Genomic DNA, 16466 nt, shown 5'->3' with positions numbered 1-16466 from the left:
GTGTGAGGCCGAAGGCATCCCACCCGTCTTTCACACGGCGATCTTCCTTCGTAGGGGCCCCGAAGAAACCACTCCACCCCATCGAGCAGACCCCCGCTACCCAGCCGCAACGAAACCCAGCGAGCAGGACAGCGCAGCCTGCCGGACCCGCAACGGGCCCGGCAGGCGAGCCGAAGTCACACCTTCGCGATAGTCCAGTCCTGATTGGGCTTGTCCCAGCACGGCGCCGCCCGAAGCGCATTGTTCGCCGCGTACAGGCAGACAAAGTTCGAGCCCACGGCATGCGGGTTCAACTGAGTGCCCCACTCGTTGGTCTCAGGCGGAAGGTAGTAGTTCGTGCTGATCATGCCTTCCTTTTTCCCGGGATCAGGCAGCCGATTCCACTGCCTGGAGGTGTAAGACCTGCACATTCCATCAGCCGTCACAGCGAAATCGCGCCCAACCGGCGGGAACCGCAGGCACTGCTTGGTGGCAAGGTTCTGCAACAGGGTCCCCTCATAACCGCGCCACTGCTGGGCCGGAACCTTGGCGTCGCAGGCGACGAGAGCGACCGTCTGACCGGGCCTCGCCTCCGCACACTGTCCCGTCCGCGCGTTCTTGATCGTGAAGGGCGCCGTGGGGGGCGGGTCGCCCTTCGGGGGCACCTGGTTGCTGGGGCGTCCCGGCTTCGGAAGTGTGATGTCCTCCGGGGTGACCAGTTTGGTGATCGTGTGGATCCCGCTGGCGTTGAAGCAGACCAGTCGCACCTTGATCGGGCCCGGCGGCGCGGACTCGGGAAGTCGCGCGAAACCGAAGTTGCCTTGTTTGTCGTTAGCGAAGCCACTTTCGGCGGGACGGAACCGCGGTGGATTCAGTCCGGCGTTGAGGTTTACGGGCAACACCTGCATCGGGTCGCCGTCCGCGGTCTCGTAGCTCACCGACGTCAGCGCCTCCGCCGCCGAGTCCTTCGGTCCCGTGCAGTGGCTGGAAACACTAATCGCCCCAATCCCCTTGCCGGGGACTCGCTTGTAAACAGCCTCCAACGAGTCCTCTTCGGACTTCGCTGTCGCCGTGCCTGGCGCGACACCCACTGCCAATGCGAACGCTCCCGCCGCGACGACGAGCGCTTTCCACCGGAGAACACGCACCTCGGCTACCTCCCTGGGGTTGATGATCACGTGGTCAGTGATCAACTACCCCAAGTGGCCGAGCGCCATGCTGCTCTATTCGGGCTACTCCGGCCTAGTGCGACCGCTGCGGCCGTTCCCGCAGCGAAGGCTTGCCCTCCATGGCAGACAGCCCGTTCCAGGCCAGGTTCACCAGGTGCGCCGCCACCTCGTTCTTCTTCGGTTTGCGCACCTCCAGCCACCACTGCCCGGTCAGCGCCACCATCCCCACCAACGCCTGGCTGTACAACGCCGCCAGCTTCGGCTCGTACCCGCGCTTGGCGAACTGCACGCCCAGAATGTGCTCGACCTGGCTGGCGATGTCGTTGAGCAGGCTGGAAAACGTCCCCGTCGCCGTGGCGACCGGGGAGTCCCGAACCAGAATCCGGAATCCGTCCGTGGACCCCTCGATGTAGTCCAGCAGCGCCCCGGCCGCGCGCTCCAACAGCAGTCGCGGGTGCGCGTCTTCGGACAGGGCGCGGGTCATGCCCGTCAGCAACGCCTGCATCTCACGGTCCACAACGACCGCGTAGATGCCTTCCTTACCGCCGAAGTGCTCGTAGACGACCGGTTTGCTCACGTTGGCCCGGTGCGCGATCTCCTCGATGGAGGTGCCGTCGAAGCCCTTCTCGGCGAACAACGCGCGGGCGACGTCCAGCAGTTGCTGTCGGCGCTCCTTGCCCGTCATCCGCACGCGCGCCACCGGCGCCGCCTCGGAGTCGTCTGGGACGCGTCCGCGTCGTCTTCCCGCCACCGAACCACCCTAGGGGCAGTGGCCGGGGCTTTTCACTCGGCGGCGAGTTTGGCCAGGCGCGCTTCGGTGGGCCAGCGGACGTCGGTGGCCCAGCCGAGCTTCTCGAAGATCCAGATCAGCCGCGCCGAGGTGTCGATCTGGCCGCGTTTGACGCCGTGGCGGGCGCAGGTGGGGTCGGCGTGGTGCAGGTTGTGCCAGGACTCGCCGAAGCTGAGGATGGCCAGCGGCCAGAAGTTCGCCGCCTTGTCGCGGCTGGTGAACGGGCGCTCGCCGATCATGTGGCAGATCGAGTTCGTCGACCAGGTCACGTGGTGCAGGATGGCGACGCGGACCAGGCCAGCCCAGAAGAACGCGGTGAACGCGCCCCACCACGACCAGGTGATCAGTCCACCCAGGACGGCGGGCAGGATCAGGGTCAGTCCGGTGAACACGGCGAAAAGCTTGTTCACCCGCACGATGTCGCGGTCGGCGAGCAGGTCGGGGGCGAAGCGCTGCTTGTTGGTCACGTCGTGGTCGAAGATCCAGCCCATGTGCGCGTGCCAGAAGCCCTTGGCCAGCGCCAGCGGCGAGGTGCCGAACAGCCACGGGGAGTGCGGGTCGCCCTCGCGGTCGGAGAAGGCGTGGTGGCGGCGGTGGTCGGCGACCCAGGTGACCGGCGGGCTCTGCACGGCCATGCTGCCCATCACCGCGAGGGCGATTTTCAGTGGCCGCTTGGCCTTGAACGAGCCGTGCGTGAACAGCCGGTGGTAGCCGACGGTGACGCCGAGACCGGACAGGTAGAAGAAGAACACCGCGAGCCCGACGTCGACCCAGCCCAGCCCCCACCCCCAGGCGAAGGGCACCGCGGCGATCAGCGCCGCGAACGGGACGAGGATGAAGATGTAGACCGCGATCTGGGTGGCCAGGTTGCGCCTGCCCTCCAGCAGCGGCTTGCCGCCCTTGGGCGTCCCGCCCGCCTTCGCGTCGAGGGTCGTCGTCATGTCGTACCTCTTTCCACACCCGCGCCTTAGGGCAGGCTCGCCTACGGCGCCGTAACTTACGACAGCGTAAGGACTGACCCCGGCGCCCCGCCAGTGGGCTTCCCGCCCTGCCCGGGCGCCATTCGCCGGACCGACAGTTGATCAGGCAAAGAACGCACCGCACCCATCCGCACCCGCTGGGTAACACTGTCGCGATACCTGTGACGCCGCTTACACCCGATCGGACGCGAGCGCACACCAATCGTCCGGGTACTGCTGCCCCCCTGACCGCTGTCGTGCCACGATGTTCCCCACCGAGAGCGAAACACCGCTCCTCGATCCGCCGTGGTGTAAAGGCAGCACCTTGGATTTTGGTTCCAATGGTTCAGGTTCGAATCCTGGCGGCGGAGCACCGGACAGCCATCCGGTCGGCCTCGAACACAAAGGGGTACAGCGGCGCACGTGGACGACGAGCAGCGTGACGAAGGCGAGCTGCCCGCGTTGGAGGAACGCTCCGACGCCTGGCTGGTCGGCCGCGCGCGCGAACTGCTCGCCATCATCCAGACCAGCCCGATAGCCGACCGGGCCCGGCACACCGACGAGGTCGACCGGCTGCTCGCCGAGGCCCAGCACCGCGGCGAGCCGAGGATGGTCGCCCAGCTGCTGCGCTCGGCGGTCGCGGTCCGGGTGGTCAACAACGAGCTCGCCGACTCCGCCGAGCCGCTGCTGGACGAGCTGCTCGCGCACACCCGCAGGCACGGCCTGATCGTGCTGCAGGCCGACGCGCACGCCCTGCGCGGGCGCCGCCTGCTGCTCGCGGGCGCGGAGGACGCCGCGCTGACCGAGGCCGCGGTGGCGCTGGCCATGCTGGACGAGGACATCACCCCGGACGTCATGCTCGGCGGGCGCACCTGGGACATGATCATGGCCTCGACGCTGCTGGACATCGGCACCGTGCTCACCCAGCTCGGCGTGTACGAGGTCGCCGACCAGGTGATGACCCGGGCGCACAAGTGCATCCGGGCCAGCGCTGGCCCGCACCTGATCTCGGTGCACCTGATCAACCGCGCCCGCCTGCTGGTCGGCTGGGGCCTGCGGCTGGAGCGCATCGGCGAGGACGAGCGCGCCGCGGAGCGGTTCGCCACCGCGGCGGCGATCGCGGTGGCCGTCGAGGCGCCGTTCCGGGAGTCGCTGTTCCCGCGCGACCCGAACTCCGCCGCGGCCGACCAGAACCCGGTCATCGGGTCCGCGCTGGCGCTGGCGCAGCCCTCGGAGATCCACATCGATCGGCTGTGCCGGTTGCGCGAGTCGCTGCGCTACCCGCGCGAGCTGGTGATCGTCGCGATCGCCCTGGCCCGCTGCCTTGAGCACGAGGGCCGCGAGGAGGAGGCGGTCGCCGTGCTCGGCGACGCCCGGTCGCGGATGTACCACGAGGCGGCCGAGCCGACCCTGCGGCTGTGCCTGATCCGCGAGTTCGCCCGGCTGTCGGGCCCCGAGGGCGGCGAGCGCACCACCAGCGCCCTGGAGCACTACGCGACCGAGCTCGAAGCGCAGCTGTGGGACATGCGCGAGTCGCGGATCGCCACGCTCAACACCCGCCGCGAGCACGAGCGGCTGTCCCGGATGCACGGCGCGATCGCGCGGCAGGCATTGCAGGACCCGCTGACCGGCCTGCCCAATCGCCGCGCGCTCGACGAGCGGCTGGAGGCGCTGGCGGGCTCACCGGCGAACCACCCGCTGGCCATCGCCCTGGTCGACCTCGACGGGTTCAAGGGCGTCAACGACCGCATGTCGCACGCCGAGGGCGACGACGTGCTGCGGGTCGTGGCGAGCACCCTGCGCGACGCGCTGCGCGGCAGCGACATGGTCGCCCGCTACGGCGGCGACGAGTTCATCGTGCTGCTGCCCGGCGCGCCGCTGTCGCACGCCGAGGCCGCGCTGCAGCGCGCGGTGACCGCCGTGGCGACCCTGCCGCATGACTTGTCCCACGGTGTGACGTTGTCGATCGGGGTGGTGTCGCTGCGCCCGCAGGAGACCGCCGTGCGCGCGCTGGCCCGCGCCGACGCCGCGATGTACCAGGCGAAGCGCCGGGGCGGCAACGGGATCGTGGCGATCTCCGCGGCCGACGGCGCAGGCGCCGGGCAGGCCGACCCCGGCCAGGAGCCGCTCGCCCGCGCGGGCGACCCGGCGTGGGTGCTGCCGGAGACCACGTAGGATCGACTCCCGGCCGGAGTCGACACCGTTTACCTGCCGGAGCGACCCGCGCCTTCTCAGTGTTACGTCAACGCTAGGGAGTGCGATGTCCGCAACCACCCCGGACCGGGCGCGCCTGGGCCAGGTCACCACGGTCGTCCTGGCCGCGGGAGAGGGCACCAGGATGCGGTCGGCCACCCCCAAGGTGCTGCACCCGGTGGCGGGCAGGCCGCTGGTGGAACACGCCGTGCGCGCCGCGGACGGGCTCAAGCCCGACCACCTCGTGGTGGTCGTCGGCCACGGCCGCGACGCGGTCGCCGCGCACCTGGCGAAGGTCGGGGCCGCGCTCGGCCGCGAGATCGCCGTCGCGGTGCAGGAGACCCAGGACGGCACCGGCCACGCCGTCTCCTGTGGCCTGGCCGGGCTGGGCGCGCTCACCGGCACTGTCCTGGTGACCTATGGGGACGTGCCGCTGCTCGACACCGCCACGCTGGCCGCGCTGCTGGACGACCACGCGGAGAACGGCAACGCGGTGACCGTCCTGACCGCACACGTCGCAGATCCCACCGGCTACGGCCGGATCGTGCGCTCGGAGAGCGGGACCGTGAGCGCGATCGTGGAGCACAAGGACGCCAGCGAGGCGCAGCGGGCCATCACCGAGATCAACTCCGGGGTCTACGCCTTCGACGCCGCGGTCCTGCTCGACGGGCTGTCGCGGCTGTCCACCGACAACGCCCAGGGCGAGCTGTACCTGACCGACGTGCTGAGCATCGCCGCGAGCGACGGCCGCCGCGTCGGCGCGCGGGTCTGCGCCGACCCGTGGCTGGTCGAGGGCGTCAACGACCGGGTGCAGCTCGCCCGTCTCGGCGCGGAGCTGAACCGGCGGGTGGTCGAGAACTGGATGCGCGCGGGCGTGACCGTGCTCGACCCGGCCACCACCTGGATCGAGGCCGACGTCGTGCTGGCCCGCGACACGCACATCGAGCCCAACACCCAGCTGCGCGGGCGGACCGCGACGGGCGAGGGCGCGCGGATCGGCCCGGACACCACCCTGACCGACGTCACCGTGGGCGCGGGCGCGTCCGTCGTGCGCACGCACGGGTCGGAGGCGTGGATCGGCGATGGCGCCAGCGTCGGCCCGTTCGCGTACCTTCGGCCGGGCACGAAACTGGGCGACCAGGGCAAGATCGGCACCTTCGTGGAGACCAAGAACGCCGACATCGGCGCAGGCTCCAAGGTCCCGCATCTGTCCTATGTGGGCGACGCGACCATCGGCGAGCACAGCAACATCGGCGCGGCGAGCGTGTTCGTCAACTACGACGGCGTCGACAAGCACCACACCTACGTCGGGTCGCACGTGCGCACCGGATCGGACAACATGTTCGTGGCGCCGGTCACCGTGGGTGACGGCGCCTACAGCGGCGCGGGCACGGTGATCCGGCGAAACGTGCCACCCGGCGCGCTCGCGGTCTCGGGGGGACCGCAGCGCAACATCGAGAACTGGGTGGCGCGCCGACGCCCGGGGACACCCGCGGCCAAGGCGGCCGAGCAGGCGCGGGCCCGGCAGGCAGCCGAGGCCGACAGCGCGGAGTCAACCAGCGAGGGACGTTCATGACCACCAAGTCCGGCACCCCCAAGAAGAGCCTGATGCTGTTCTCCGGCCGCGCCCACCCCGAGCTGGCCGAGGAGGTGTCCAAGCACCTCAACGTCGGCATCACCCCGCAGTCGGCCTACGACTTCGCCAACGGCGAGATCTTCGTCCGGTTCGAGGAGTCGGTGCGCGGCTGCGACGCGTTCGTCATGCAGAGCGCGTGCGCGCCGATCAACCAGTGGATCATGGAGCAGCTGCTCATGGTCGACGCGCTCAAGCGGGCCAGCGCCAAGCGGATCACGGTGATCATGCCGTTCTACCCGTACGCGCGGCAGGACAAGAAGCACAAGGGCCGCGAGCCGATCTCCGCGCGCCTGATCGCCGACCTGTTCAAGACCGCTGGCGCCGACCGGATCATGACCGTCGACCTGCACACCGCGCAGATCCAGGGCTTCTTCGACGGCCCGGTCGACCACCTGTTCGCCCAGAGCCTGCTGGCGAAGTACATCAAGGACAACTACCCGGCCTCGAACATCACCGTGGTCTCCCCCGACGCCGGCCGCACCAAGCTGGCCGAGAAGTGGGCCGACGACCTCGGCGGCGTGCCGATCGCGTTCATCCACAAGACCCGCGACCCGCTGCGGCCCAACGAGGTCGTCGCCAACCGGGTCGTCGGCGAGGTCGAGGGCAGGCTGTGCGTGGTCATCGACGACATGGTCGACACCGGCGGCACCATCGCCAAGGCCATCCACCAGCTGCTGGACGAGGGCGCCGCGGACGTGGTCATGGCCGCGACCCACGGCGTGCTGTCCGGCCCGGCCAAGGACCGGCTCTCGGCGTGCGGGGCCAAGGAGGTCGTGTTCACCAACACGCTCCCGATCCCCGACGAGAAGCGGTTCCCCGGCATGACGGTGCTCTCCATCGCGCCGCTGCTGGCCCGCGCGATCCAGCAGGTCTTCGAGGACGGCTCGGTCACCTCGCTGTTCGACGGCGACGCCTGACCGAGTCGAACCCGGGCGCGGGAGACCCCCGGTTCGCCCCGCGCCCGGGTCATGCGTAAACTATTCGAGTTGCCTCGGCGAGGCGGGCATCGCGCCTGGCGTGATCGACGTGGCGGATCGCGAACCGTGTACGTCTCGCGCTCTCCGCGCCCCCTGCCTTGGCTGCCGCCCCGACTTAGAAGTCGCGCCCCCGCCGCACTTTGATCGCAAGGAGAGCATCACCGTGTCCGAGGTACGTCTGGCCGCCGAACAGCGCACCGAGTTCGGCAAGGGCGCAGCGCGCCGAACCCGTCGTGCAGGCAAGATTCCCGCCGTGCTCTACGGACACGGTTCCGACCCCAAGCACCTGGCCCTGCCCGCCCTGGAGTTCGCCCGCGTCGTGCGTGAGCACGGCCAGAACGCGGTGCTGACCCTGAACTTCGACACCGGGGTCGAGCTCGCGCTGACCAAGACGGTCACCACGCACCCGCTCAAGAACTACATCGAGCACGTCGACCTGCTGCTGGTCAAGCGCGGCGAGAAGGTCACCGTCGACGTCCCGATCGTCGTCACCGGCGACCCGAAGTCGGGCACCCTGGTCACCCAGGACCTGACCACCCTGCAGGTCGAGGTCGACGCCCTCAACATCCCCGAGCAGGTCGAGCTGTCCATCGCGGGCGCCGACGCGGGCACCCAGATCACCGCATCGCAGGTCTCCCTGCCCGCTGGCTCGGTCCTGGTGACCGACCCGGACGCCCTGGTCATCGCCGTCAACGCGGCGCCGACCGCGGCGCAGATGGAGGCCGAGATCGACATCGAGGGCGCGGGCGTGGTCGAGGACGCGCCGCAGAGCGAAAGCTAAGAGTTCGCACACATCCGCCCCGGTGCCCCGACCCAGTCCCCACTGGGCCGGGGCACCGGCGGTTTGGCAGGAGCGCAGGACATGGCAGGCAGCGACGACGCCCCCATGATCATCGTGGGGCTGGGCAACCCGGGGCCGAAGTACGCGGGCAACCGGCACAACATCGGCTTCCTGGTCGCCGACGAGCTCGCCGCCCGCGTCGGCGGCAAGTTCAAGGCGCACAAGGCGGGCGCGGAGGTGGTCGAGGGCAGGCTGGCGGGCGTGCGGGTGGTGCTGGCCAAGCCCCGGTCGTACATGAACGTCTCCGGCGGCCCGGTCGTGGGCACCGCGAAGTTCTACAAGGCCCCCCAGGAAAACCTCGTGGTGATACACGATGAGCTGGATTTGCCCTTCGGGACCGTGCGGCTCAAGCTCGGTGGCGGCGAGAATGGCCACAATGGACTTCGGTCCATCACCAAGTCACTGGGCAGCAAGGAGTACCACCGGGTGCGCTTCGGTATCGGTCGCCCGCCGGGTCGGATGGACCCGGCCGACTTCGTGCTGCGCGACTTCTCACCAGTGGAGCGCAAGGAGCTGGCCTTCGAGATCGACCGCTGCGCCGACGCGGTGGAGGCCCTGGTGGGCCAGGGTCTGACGGCCGCCCAGAACGCGTTCCACCCGAGCTGAGGGAGCTGAGCCCCGCGATGCCGCTGTCACCGAAAGTCGTCCGCGAGGTCACCTTCGACAAGGCCCCATTCGGCCGCAGGGGCTACCACGAGGACCAGGTGGACGCCTTCCTCGACCGGATCGAAGACGCCCTGGCAGGCGGCGAGCCGCTGACCGCCCAGGAGGTCCGCGACGTCGTCTTCGACGCGGCCCCGCTGGTCAAGCGCGGGTACCACGAGGAGCAGGTGGACGAGTTCCTCGACACCATCGCCGTGGAGCTGGAGGCCCGCGAGCGCGCCAAGATCGGCAAGCGGGTGCCGATCGCCGCGCCGCGCAAACCGGTCTCGCCCCAGGCCGAGCCGCCGCGGACCCAGCAGACCCCGCACACGCCGCCGACCCTGGTGACCCCGACCGCGACGGCCATCCCGCTGAACGTCTCCCAGCCCGCCGTGAGCCCCGACTTCACTTCCCCGGCCGACCTTGTGCTGGGCCCCGGCGCCAACGGGCACGGCGCGAAAGTGGGAGCCGCCCGGACCAACGGCCAGGCGCCCGCTCCCGGCGCGGCCGGGCAGGCCCCTGCGGCGGGCAACGGCCACTCCGCGCCGCACGAGATCATCGACCCGTCCGTGCCGCTCCTGCCGCTGCCGCCCGCGCCCGCGGACGAACGCGGCTACCGCGCGGTCGACGTCGAACGCCTGGCGCACCTGCTGACCCGCGCCGCCTACGAGAAGGACGGCGGCCCCACCGCCAAACAGATCGCGAACGCCCCGCTGGCCAGGACCATGTTCGACGGCCAGGGCTACCACCCGGGCGTGATCGACACCGTCGTCGCGGCCTGGGTGGACGAACTGCGCCGCCGCCGCTCGCCGTGACCCCGGAGGACATCCACGCCGTCCGCTTCGGAAAACCGGCGGGCACCCCCGGCTACGACGAACGCCAGGTGGACGCCTTCCTCGCCCGGATCGCCGCCACCCTGCGCGGCGGCGACCCGCTAACCCCGGCCGACGTCCACGACGCCGTGTTCGCCGAGTCCCCACCCGACCACCGCGGCTACCGGGAATCGGACGTCGACGCCTTCCTGGACGCGGTCGCGGCCGCTCTCCCACCCGCCCCGCGCCCCGACCCCGCCGACCACCCGCGCTTCCCACCAGCGCCCCCAGACCGGCGCGGCTACGCGGCCGACGAGGTCGACGCCTTCATCAGCCGAATCCACGCGGCTCTGCGCGGCGCGGACCCGCTCACCGCGACCGAGGTCGCCGAGGTGGTCTTCGCCGCCCCGCCGCCGGGCGGACGCGGCTACCGGGAGTCCACTGTGGACGACTTCCTGGCCGCGGCGGCCGACCGGCTGGCGACACCGCGGTAACCCCGGCTTGGTTCCTTCGCCACCGGCACGCGCGATGCCGCCTTCGCCCCTGCCTTCGCCAGCCGCGCCGCCCGAGGCCGAGCCACCGCCGTAGTAGCCCCCGCCGCCCTCGCCCGGCCTGCCGGGGTTCGGGCTGCCCAAGCCGTCGAAGGCCCGCGCCAGCGGCCCCTGGGGTTCGGACGGCAGCGGGAGGCTTCCGTCGATCGGCCAGGCGGACCCGTCGTCCGGGGCTTCTGGATCGTCCGGGTCGCCTGCCTCGATCTCGAACTGGACCGAGGTGGTCGATGGGGCGCCCTCGCCGCCGTAAGCGCCCTTGCCATCGGCGCCAGGAGCGGCGTCGAGGCCGCCGCCGCAGGTGGCTGCGCCGCTGTCGCGGCCGCCGCCTGCCTTGCCGCCACGGCGGCCGTCTGTGATGTCCAGTCGCACCGTCCGCGACACCTCCGGCCCCAGGGTGAGGGTGCAGGCGGTGACGAGCAAGGGCCGCCGCCGGTCGTGAGGCGGAACGCGTATCAGCCCGCGGTCTCGCGGGCGTGGATGGCGGCGGCGAGTTGCTCGCCAGCGGCGGCCCTGCGGAGCTTGCCCGAGGGGGTCTTGGGGAGCGTGCCGGGCTTGAGCACGATCACCGCGACCGGGCGGGCGTTGACTGACTCGAACACGCGGGCGCCGACTTCCTTGCGCAGCACCCGTTCCGCGTCGGTGTCGCCCGCGAACTTGGACTCGACCACCACCGCGAAGCGCTCGCGGCGGCTGCCCGCGTCGATGCGCACGGCGACCGCGTTGCCCGCCCGCACACCCTCCACAGTGGACGCGGCGCGCTCGATGTCGGTCGGGTAGATGTTGCGGCCCGCGAGGATGATGACGTCCTTCTGCCTGCCGCAGATGACGATCTCACTGTCCACTGTGTACCCTATGTCGCCGGTGGCGAGCCAGCCGTCGGCGTCCTGGGTGGCCACGGGACCGTCCACGGTGAGGTAGCCCGGGGTCACCGCCTCGCCGCGCAACTGGATCTCGCCGACTTCGCGCTCGCCGAGGACCCGCCCGTCCTCGGCGACGATGCGCGCCTCGATGCCGCGCAACGGCTTGCCCAGCAACGCGAACGACCGCGCCAAGGGGTCCTCAGACGGCACGGCGAGGTTTTCCGACTCCAGCTTGTCCGCGTCGACGCGGTCGAGGCGCAGGCCCGAGAGCAGCGGCGCGAACGACACCGCCAGCGTCGTCTCGGCCATGCCGTAGGCCGGGAACACGCACTCCGGGCGCAGTCCGAACCGCGCGCCCTCCTCGGTGAACAGGCGGACGGCCTTCTCGTCGATGGGCTCGGCCCCGTTGAGCGCCAACCGAAGCGTCGACAGGTCGTACTTGCGCTGGTCGTCCACTCCGGACAGTCGGCGGCCGAGCAGGGCGTAGGCGAAGTTCGGGGCCGCGGTGATCGTGGCCCGGTAGCGGGAAATCAGGTCGGCCCACACCAGCGGGCCGGTGAGGAACTCGACCGGGGTGACCTTGACCAGTTCCAGGCCGACCGTCATCGGCACGGTAAGGAAGCCGACCATGCCCATGTCGTGGAACAGCGGCAGCCAGGACACCATGATGTCGTTGTCGACGTCCAGTTCGGACGCCTCGGTCATCGCGGTCATGTTCGCGAACAGGTTGCCGTGGGTGATCCGCACGGCCTTGGGCTCGGCCGTCGAGCCGCTGGTGAGCTGCAACAACGCGGGCGCGTCCTCGCCGACCGCCACCACGTCGGCGATCGGCTCGCCCTCGGCGAGGTCGCTCAGGTTCAGGTAGGCGATGCCGTGCTGCTCCAGCACCGGGGCGAGCTGGTCGAACGGCGCGCCCAGCAGCACCAGCTTCGAGCCGATCATGGTGAGCACCCGGACGGTGTCCCGCGCCCACTCGGCCAGGTCGGTGCGCGGGGTCGGCTGGTGCAGCATGGTGACGCTGCCACCGGCCAGCCACACCGCCTGCACCGCCGGGGCGATCGTCACCGGCTCCGCGGCGAGCACCGCGACCGCGCCGTGCTTGGCCAACCCGCCCGCGATCAGGGAACCGGCCATCCGTTTCGCTCGCTCGTGGACCAGCGCCCAGGTGTGGCGCACGGGCGCGGCGGGCTCCCCGGTGGTCATCCCGCGCTCCTGCCCTCGGGTGCGCGCGGTGTCCAACAGCATGTCCACAAAGCGACTCATGCGGGCCAGCCTAGGACCTGTCTCGATGTACCGGCGCGGGTCAGTCGTGATCGGGATGATTCCTGGCGGTGCGGCTGGGGCGTGCCGGTAGACCTAAATCGGCCTCATTCCGCGCTATCGGCCGCTTCGAGCCACTTGAGCTCGATTTCTTCCTTCTCGGCGACCACTTCGCGTAGCTGCGCGTCCAGTTCGAGCAGCTTCTCCGGGTCGGTGGCCGCCTCGGCGAGCGCGGCGTGCAGCCGCGCCTCCTTCTTGCCCAGGGTCTCGAATTGCCGTTCGAGCCGGGCCAGCTCCTTCTGCGCGGCCCGCCGCTCGGCGGCGCTTCCTTTGCTCTCAGTGGGGCGGGCCTGCTTGGCGACCGGGGCCGCCGCCAGCGCCGCCGTCCGCCGGGCCAGGTACTCCTCGATGCCACCGACCAGGTGAGTGACCTTGCCGTCGCCGAACAGCGCCACCACCCGGTCGCACACGCGCTCGACCAGGTACCGGTCGTGGGAGACCACGACGATGGTGCCCGGCCAGGAGTCGAGCAGGTCCTCAAGCTGCTGGAGGGTGTCGATGTCCAGGTCGTTGGTCGGCTCGTCGAGCAGCAGGACGTTCGGCTCGGCCATCAGCAGCCGGGCGAGCTGCAACCGGCGGCGCTCACCGCCGGACAGGTCGCCGATCGGCGTCCACTGCCGGTTCGCCGGGAACCCGAACCGCTCAGCGAGCTGCGAGGCGGACAGCTCCTGCTTGCCGAGGGTGACGCGGCGCGCGATTTCCTCGACGGCCTCCAGCAGCCGCTGCTCGGCGGGCAGCTCCTGAAGCTCCTGGGTGAGGTGCGCCAGCCGCACCGTCTGCCCCTGCACGCGTTTGCCGCCCGCCGGTTCGGTGTCGCCCGCGAGCAGCCGCAGCACCGTGGTCTTGCCCGACCCGTTGACCCCGACCAGGCCCACCCGGTCCCCCGGGCCGATGCGCCACGTCTCGTGGTCGAGGATCGGCTTGTCTCCGGCGAAGACCGACACATCCTCCAGTTCGAGGACGGTCTTGCCCAGCCTGCGCTTGGCGAACGCCACCAGCTCCACGTTGTCGCGCGGCGGCGGAACATCGGAGATCAGCGCCTCCGCGGCCTCGATCCGGTACCTCGGCTTGGACGTGCGCGCCGGGGCGCCGCGCCGCAGCCACGCGAGCTCCTTGCGCGCCAGGTTCCGCCGCTTCTCCTCCAGCGTGTCCGCCAGCCGCCCCCGCTCGGCGCGCGCGTAGATCCAGTCCGCGTACCCGCCCTCGTACTGCTCGACCCGGCCACCCACGACCTCCCACGTCCGGGTGCACACCGTGTCGAGGAACCACCGGTCGTGCGTCACGACCACCAGCGCGGTCCGCCGGGCGAGCAGGTGATCGGCCAGCCACCGCACCCCCTCGACGTCGAGATGGTTGGTCGGCTCGTCCAACACCACGAGGTCGAGTTCCTGCACCAGCGCAGCCGCCAACGCGACCCGCCGCCGCTCACCACCGGACATCGTGTCGACCGGGTTGTCCAACCCCAGATTGATGATCTCCAGCCCCTCCAGGATCGACCGCGCCCGCGCGTCAGCCGCCCACTGGTGCTCCTCGGTGATCCCCAACGGGTCCAGCACCGCATGCCGCGCGGTCGACCCCGCGGGCAACTCGGTGCGCTGGGTGACCACAGCCATCCGCAGATCCCGGTTCCGGCTGACCCGCCCGCTGTCCGCGGCCTCGATCCCCGCCAACACCTCCAACAGCGTGGTCTTGCCCCCACCGTTGAGCCCGACCACCCCGATCCGGTCGCCTTCCCCGACGCCCAGGGACACCTGGTCGAGCAACGGGCGCACGCCGTAGCTCTTGCTGACGTTCTCCAGGTTGACCAGGTTGGCCATCTACCCGCACTTTCGTTGAGATCAAGGGACCGGCCGTGCCCAAGCAGCATAGGCAGGTCGCTCCCGGGCCGGGACGACCGGCGCATCCCCGCCGCCCTGGGTAACGCGGGTCGAGGCGCGAACGACCTCTGGATGGTCATCCACCAGCGCGTTGTTGAGGAGTCGTCGTGGACCAGTGGCGGGGTTGGCCGTGGGCCACGGCGGGAGCGGTCGCCCTGGCCGTGGTCGTCGCGGTCGGCGCGGTCGTCGGGTCCGCGTCCCGGGAGAGCGTCACCGCGGCCACGGTGACGGAGGTGTCCACCACGACGGTCACCGTCACGGAACCACCCGAGGTTTCCACGACGACCGTCACCGTCGCGGAACCGCCCGAGGAAACGGCGGCGCCTGTCGCGTCGGGGCCTCGAACCGAGTTCGGTGAGGGCACCCACGAGGTCGCCGTCGACGTCCAGCCGGGCAAGTACAAGTCGGCGGGCCCCTCCGGAACGAATTTGGTGGGCTGCAGGTGGACTCGCAAGAGCGGTGACGGCACGGACATCTTGGACCTGGGGATCGACAAGGGGCCGTCCACGATCACGATCAACGCGGGCGAATTGATCAGCACGTCCGGGTGTGCGACCTGGGTGCGGTCGCCCTGACGTGGCTAGGCGTGGACCTCGGGGGGTGTCGAGCGGGGGGTGTCGTCGCCGATCACGCGGGCGCCGGGGACTGGGCCGTGGGCGACGCGGACGGTGCGGCAGACGCCTGCTCCGGACAGCTCGGCCGCCACGCGCAGGGCCGCGTCGCCGTCTTCGCAGAGGAACGCGCAGGTGGGGCCGGAGCCGGAGACGACGCCCGCGAGCGCGCCAGCGGTGACGCCCGCGCGCAGGGTGCGGCGCAGGCCCGGGCGCAGCGACACGGCGGCGGGCTGCAGGTCGTTGCCCAACAGCAGGGCAAGCTGGCGGGGGTCGCCGGAGGCCAGGGCCGCCAGCAGGGGCTCGACCTCGCCGATGCGCGGCGGGTCGCCCTCGGCGCGGAGGCGGTCAAGCTCGGTGTAGACCTTGGGCGTCGACAGGCCGCGCCGGTCGAAGGCCAGAACCCAGTGGTAGGTGTGCCGGGCCAGCACCGGCACCAGCTGCTCACCCCGGCCGGTGCCCAACGCGGTGCCGCCGTGCAGCACGAACGGCACGTCGCTGCCCAGCCGCCCGGCCACCTGCGCCAGCTCGTCACGGCCGATGTCCAGCCGCCACAGCGAAGCCAACCCCACCAGAGTGGCCGCGGCGTCGGCGCTGCCACCGGCCATGCCCCCGGCGACCGGGATGCCCTTGCGGATGACGATGCGGACCTTGGGCTCGTCCGCGTCGCGACCCACGTGCCGGGCCAGCTCCTGCACGGCACGCCAGGCCAGGTTGCTCGCCCCGGTGGGCACCGCGTCAGCCCCTTCGCCGTGCACCTCGACCCCCGGCTCGTCGGCGACGGCCACGGTGACCTCATCGGTCAGCGACAGCGCCTGGAAGACGGTGGACAGCTCGTGATAGCCGTCCGGGCGCACATCGCCCACGGCGAGGTGCAGGTTCACCTTGGACGGCACACGAACGGTCACCGGGGCAGGCACGACAGCGAGCACCTGACCAGCCTACGGCCGTGGCCGCGGGTGCTCTGATGGCACCTGTTAGTGGGCCGGGACTCTTCGTTTCTTTGGGCCACTACGGCGAACGATCCCCCACGGGAAGACGGGCGGGACCCTACGGCCAGAGCCAGCCGGACGACTTTTCTTCTCCTCAGGGAAACCATCGGACCGACCCAAGCGCACAACGCCCGAATCCGCCCCGAGAGCCCTTCTTTCGCCGCCCCCACCGCCCCCACAACAAACCCCACCCGCCCTGGGGGCCGGGCCCTGCTCCAGTCTATCGGCGCAGGTCAGCGCGGGGAAGAGGGTGCGCC

Annotated in this window: 14 protein-coding genes and 1 tRNA gene; 9 read left to right on the top strand and 6 right to left on the bottom strand. The window is 71.0% G+C overall.

The genetic code is table 11. The features are described 5' to 3' along the window. Window positions 1-176: 176 nt before the first annotated feature. From ACZ6SD_RS29385 to ACZ6SD_RS29375, 3 genes are all read right to left on the bottom strand, one after another. Window positions 177-1157 (bottom strand): hypothetical protein, encoded by a 981-nt coding sequence (locus tag ACZ6SD_RS29385; protein ID WP_465320260.1) that lies wholly within the window; start codon window positions 1155-1157, stop codon window positions 177-179. Between the two features lie 64 nt (window positions 1158-1221). Further along, entirely contained in the window at window positions 1222-1833 is a 612-nt protein-coding gene (locus ACZ6SD_RS29380) for a TetR family transcriptional regulator (protein WP_465320262.1), read from the bottom strand. Between the two features lie 98 nt (window positions 1834-1931). Next, window positions 1932-2879, bottom strand: coding sequence for an acyl-CoA desaturase (locus tag ACZ6SD_RS29375; protein WP_465320259.1), 948 nt, complete (start codon window positions 2877-2879; stop codon window positions 1932-1934). Between the two features lie 318 nt (window positions 2880-3197). On the opposite strand from ACZ6SD_RS29375, the gene ACZ6SD_RS29370 reads away from it, so the two are divergent. The 8 genes from ACZ6SD_RS29370 (at window position 3198) to ACZ6SD_RS29335 (ending at window position 10492) form a co-directional block, all read left to right on the top strand. Then, window positions 3198-3268, top strand: a tRNA-Gln gene (locus tag ACZ6SD_RS29370). A gap of 52 nt (window positions 3269-3320) precedes the next feature. After that, window positions 3321-5072, top strand: a complete 1752-nt coding sequence (locus ACZ6SD_RS29365; RefSeq protein ID WP_465320258.1) for a GGDEF domain-containing protein — start codon at window positions 3321-3323, stop codon at window positions 5070-5072. An 85-nt stretch (window positions 5073-5157) separates the two neighbouring features. Further along, window positions 5158-6666, top strand: a complete 1509-nt coding sequence (glmU, locus tag ACZ6SD_RS29360; RefSeq protein ID WP_465320257.1) for a bifunctional UDP-N-acetylglucosamine diphosphorylase/glucosamine-1-phosphate N-acetyltransferase GlmU — start codon at window positions 5158-5160, stop codon at window positions 6664-6666. Next, complete coding sequence (locus ACZ6SD_RS29355) at window positions 6663-7643, top strand: ribose-phosphate diphosphokinase (RefSeq protein WP_091450809.1); 981 nt, start codon at window positions 6663-6665, stop codon at window positions 7641-7643. The genes glmU and ACZ6SD_RS29355 overlap by 4 nt, the downstream gene beginning before the upstream one ends. Before the next feature lie 223 nt (window positions 7644-7866). After that, window positions 7867-8484, top strand: coding sequence for a 50S ribosomal protein L25/general stress protein Ctc (locus ACZ6SD_RS29350; RefSeq protein ID WP_465320256.1), 618 nt, complete (start codon window positions 7867-7869; stop codon window positions 8482-8484). A gap of 81 nt (window positions 8485-8565) precedes the next feature. Then, window positions 8566-9150 (top strand): aminoacyl-tRNA hydrolase, encoded by a 585-nt coding sequence (gene pth / locus ACZ6SD_RS29345; RefSeq protein ID WP_465320255.1) that lies wholly within the window; start codon window positions 8566-8568, stop codon window positions 9148-9150. Between the two features lie 17 nt (window positions 9151-9167). Continuing rightward, a complete protein-coding gene (locus tag ACZ6SD_RS29340; protein WP_465320254.1) occupies window positions 9168-10001 on the top strand; it encodes a DivIVA domain-containing protein in 834 nt (277 codons plus the stop codon). Beyond that, on the top strand, window positions 9998-10492 hold the full coding sequence (locus ACZ6SD_RS29335; protein ID WP_465320253.1) for a DivIVA domain-containing protein: 495 nt from the start codon (window positions 9998-10000) through the stop codon (window positions 10490-10492). The genes ACZ6SD_RS29340 and ACZ6SD_RS29335 overlap by 4 nt, the downstream gene beginning before the upstream one ends. A 509-nt stretch (window positions 10493-11001) precedes the next feature. On the opposite strand, the gene ACZ6SD_RS29330 is transcribed toward ACZ6SD_RS29335, so the two are convergent. Together ACZ6SD_RS29330 and ACZ6SD_RS29325 are read right to left on the bottom strand one after the other, a co-directional pair. Next, window positions 11002-12672: a fatty acyl-AMP ligase gene (locus tag ACZ6SD_RS29330; RefSeq protein ID WP_465320252.1), complete on the bottom strand. Its 1671-nt coding sequence runs from the start codon at window positions 12670-12672 to the stop codon at window positions 11002-11004. A 104-nt stretch (window positions 12673-12776) separates the two neighbouring features. Beyond that, the gene (locus ACZ6SD_RS29325) at window positions 12777-14546 is read right to left on the bottom strand and encodes an ABC-F family ATP-binding cassette domain-containing protein (RefSeq protein WP_465320251.1); all 1770 of its coding nucleotides are present in this window, start codon (window positions 14544-14546) and stop codon (window positions 12777-12779) included. Between the two features lie 167 nt (window positions 14547-14713). Between ACZ6SD_RS29325 and ACZ6SD_RS29320 the strand changes: the two genes are divergently transcribed. Continuing rightward, the gene (locus tag ACZ6SD_RS29320; protein WP_465320250.1) at window positions 14714-15181 is read left to right on the top strand and encodes a hypothetical protein; all 468 of its coding nucleotides are present in this window, start codon (window positions 14714-14716) and stop codon (window positions 15179-15181) included. Window positions 15182-15186: 5 nt separating this feature from the next. Here the strand turns inward: ACZ6SD_RS29320 and ACZ6SD_RS29315 are convergent, their stop codons facing one another. Next, the gene (locus ACZ6SD_RS29315; RefSeq protein ID WP_465320249.1) at window positions 15187-16149 is read right to left on the bottom strand and encodes a 4-(cytidine 5'-diphospho)-2-C-methyl-D-erythritol kinase; all 963 of its coding nucleotides are present in this window, start codon (window positions 16147-16149) and stop codon (window positions 15187-15189) included. Between the last annotated feature and the right edge of the window lie 317 nt (window positions 16150-16466).

It is taken from the genome of Actinokineospora sp. NPDC051303 (genome assembly GCF_055586285.1).
This window is presented reverse-complemented; position numbering and strand designations above follow the sequence as displayed.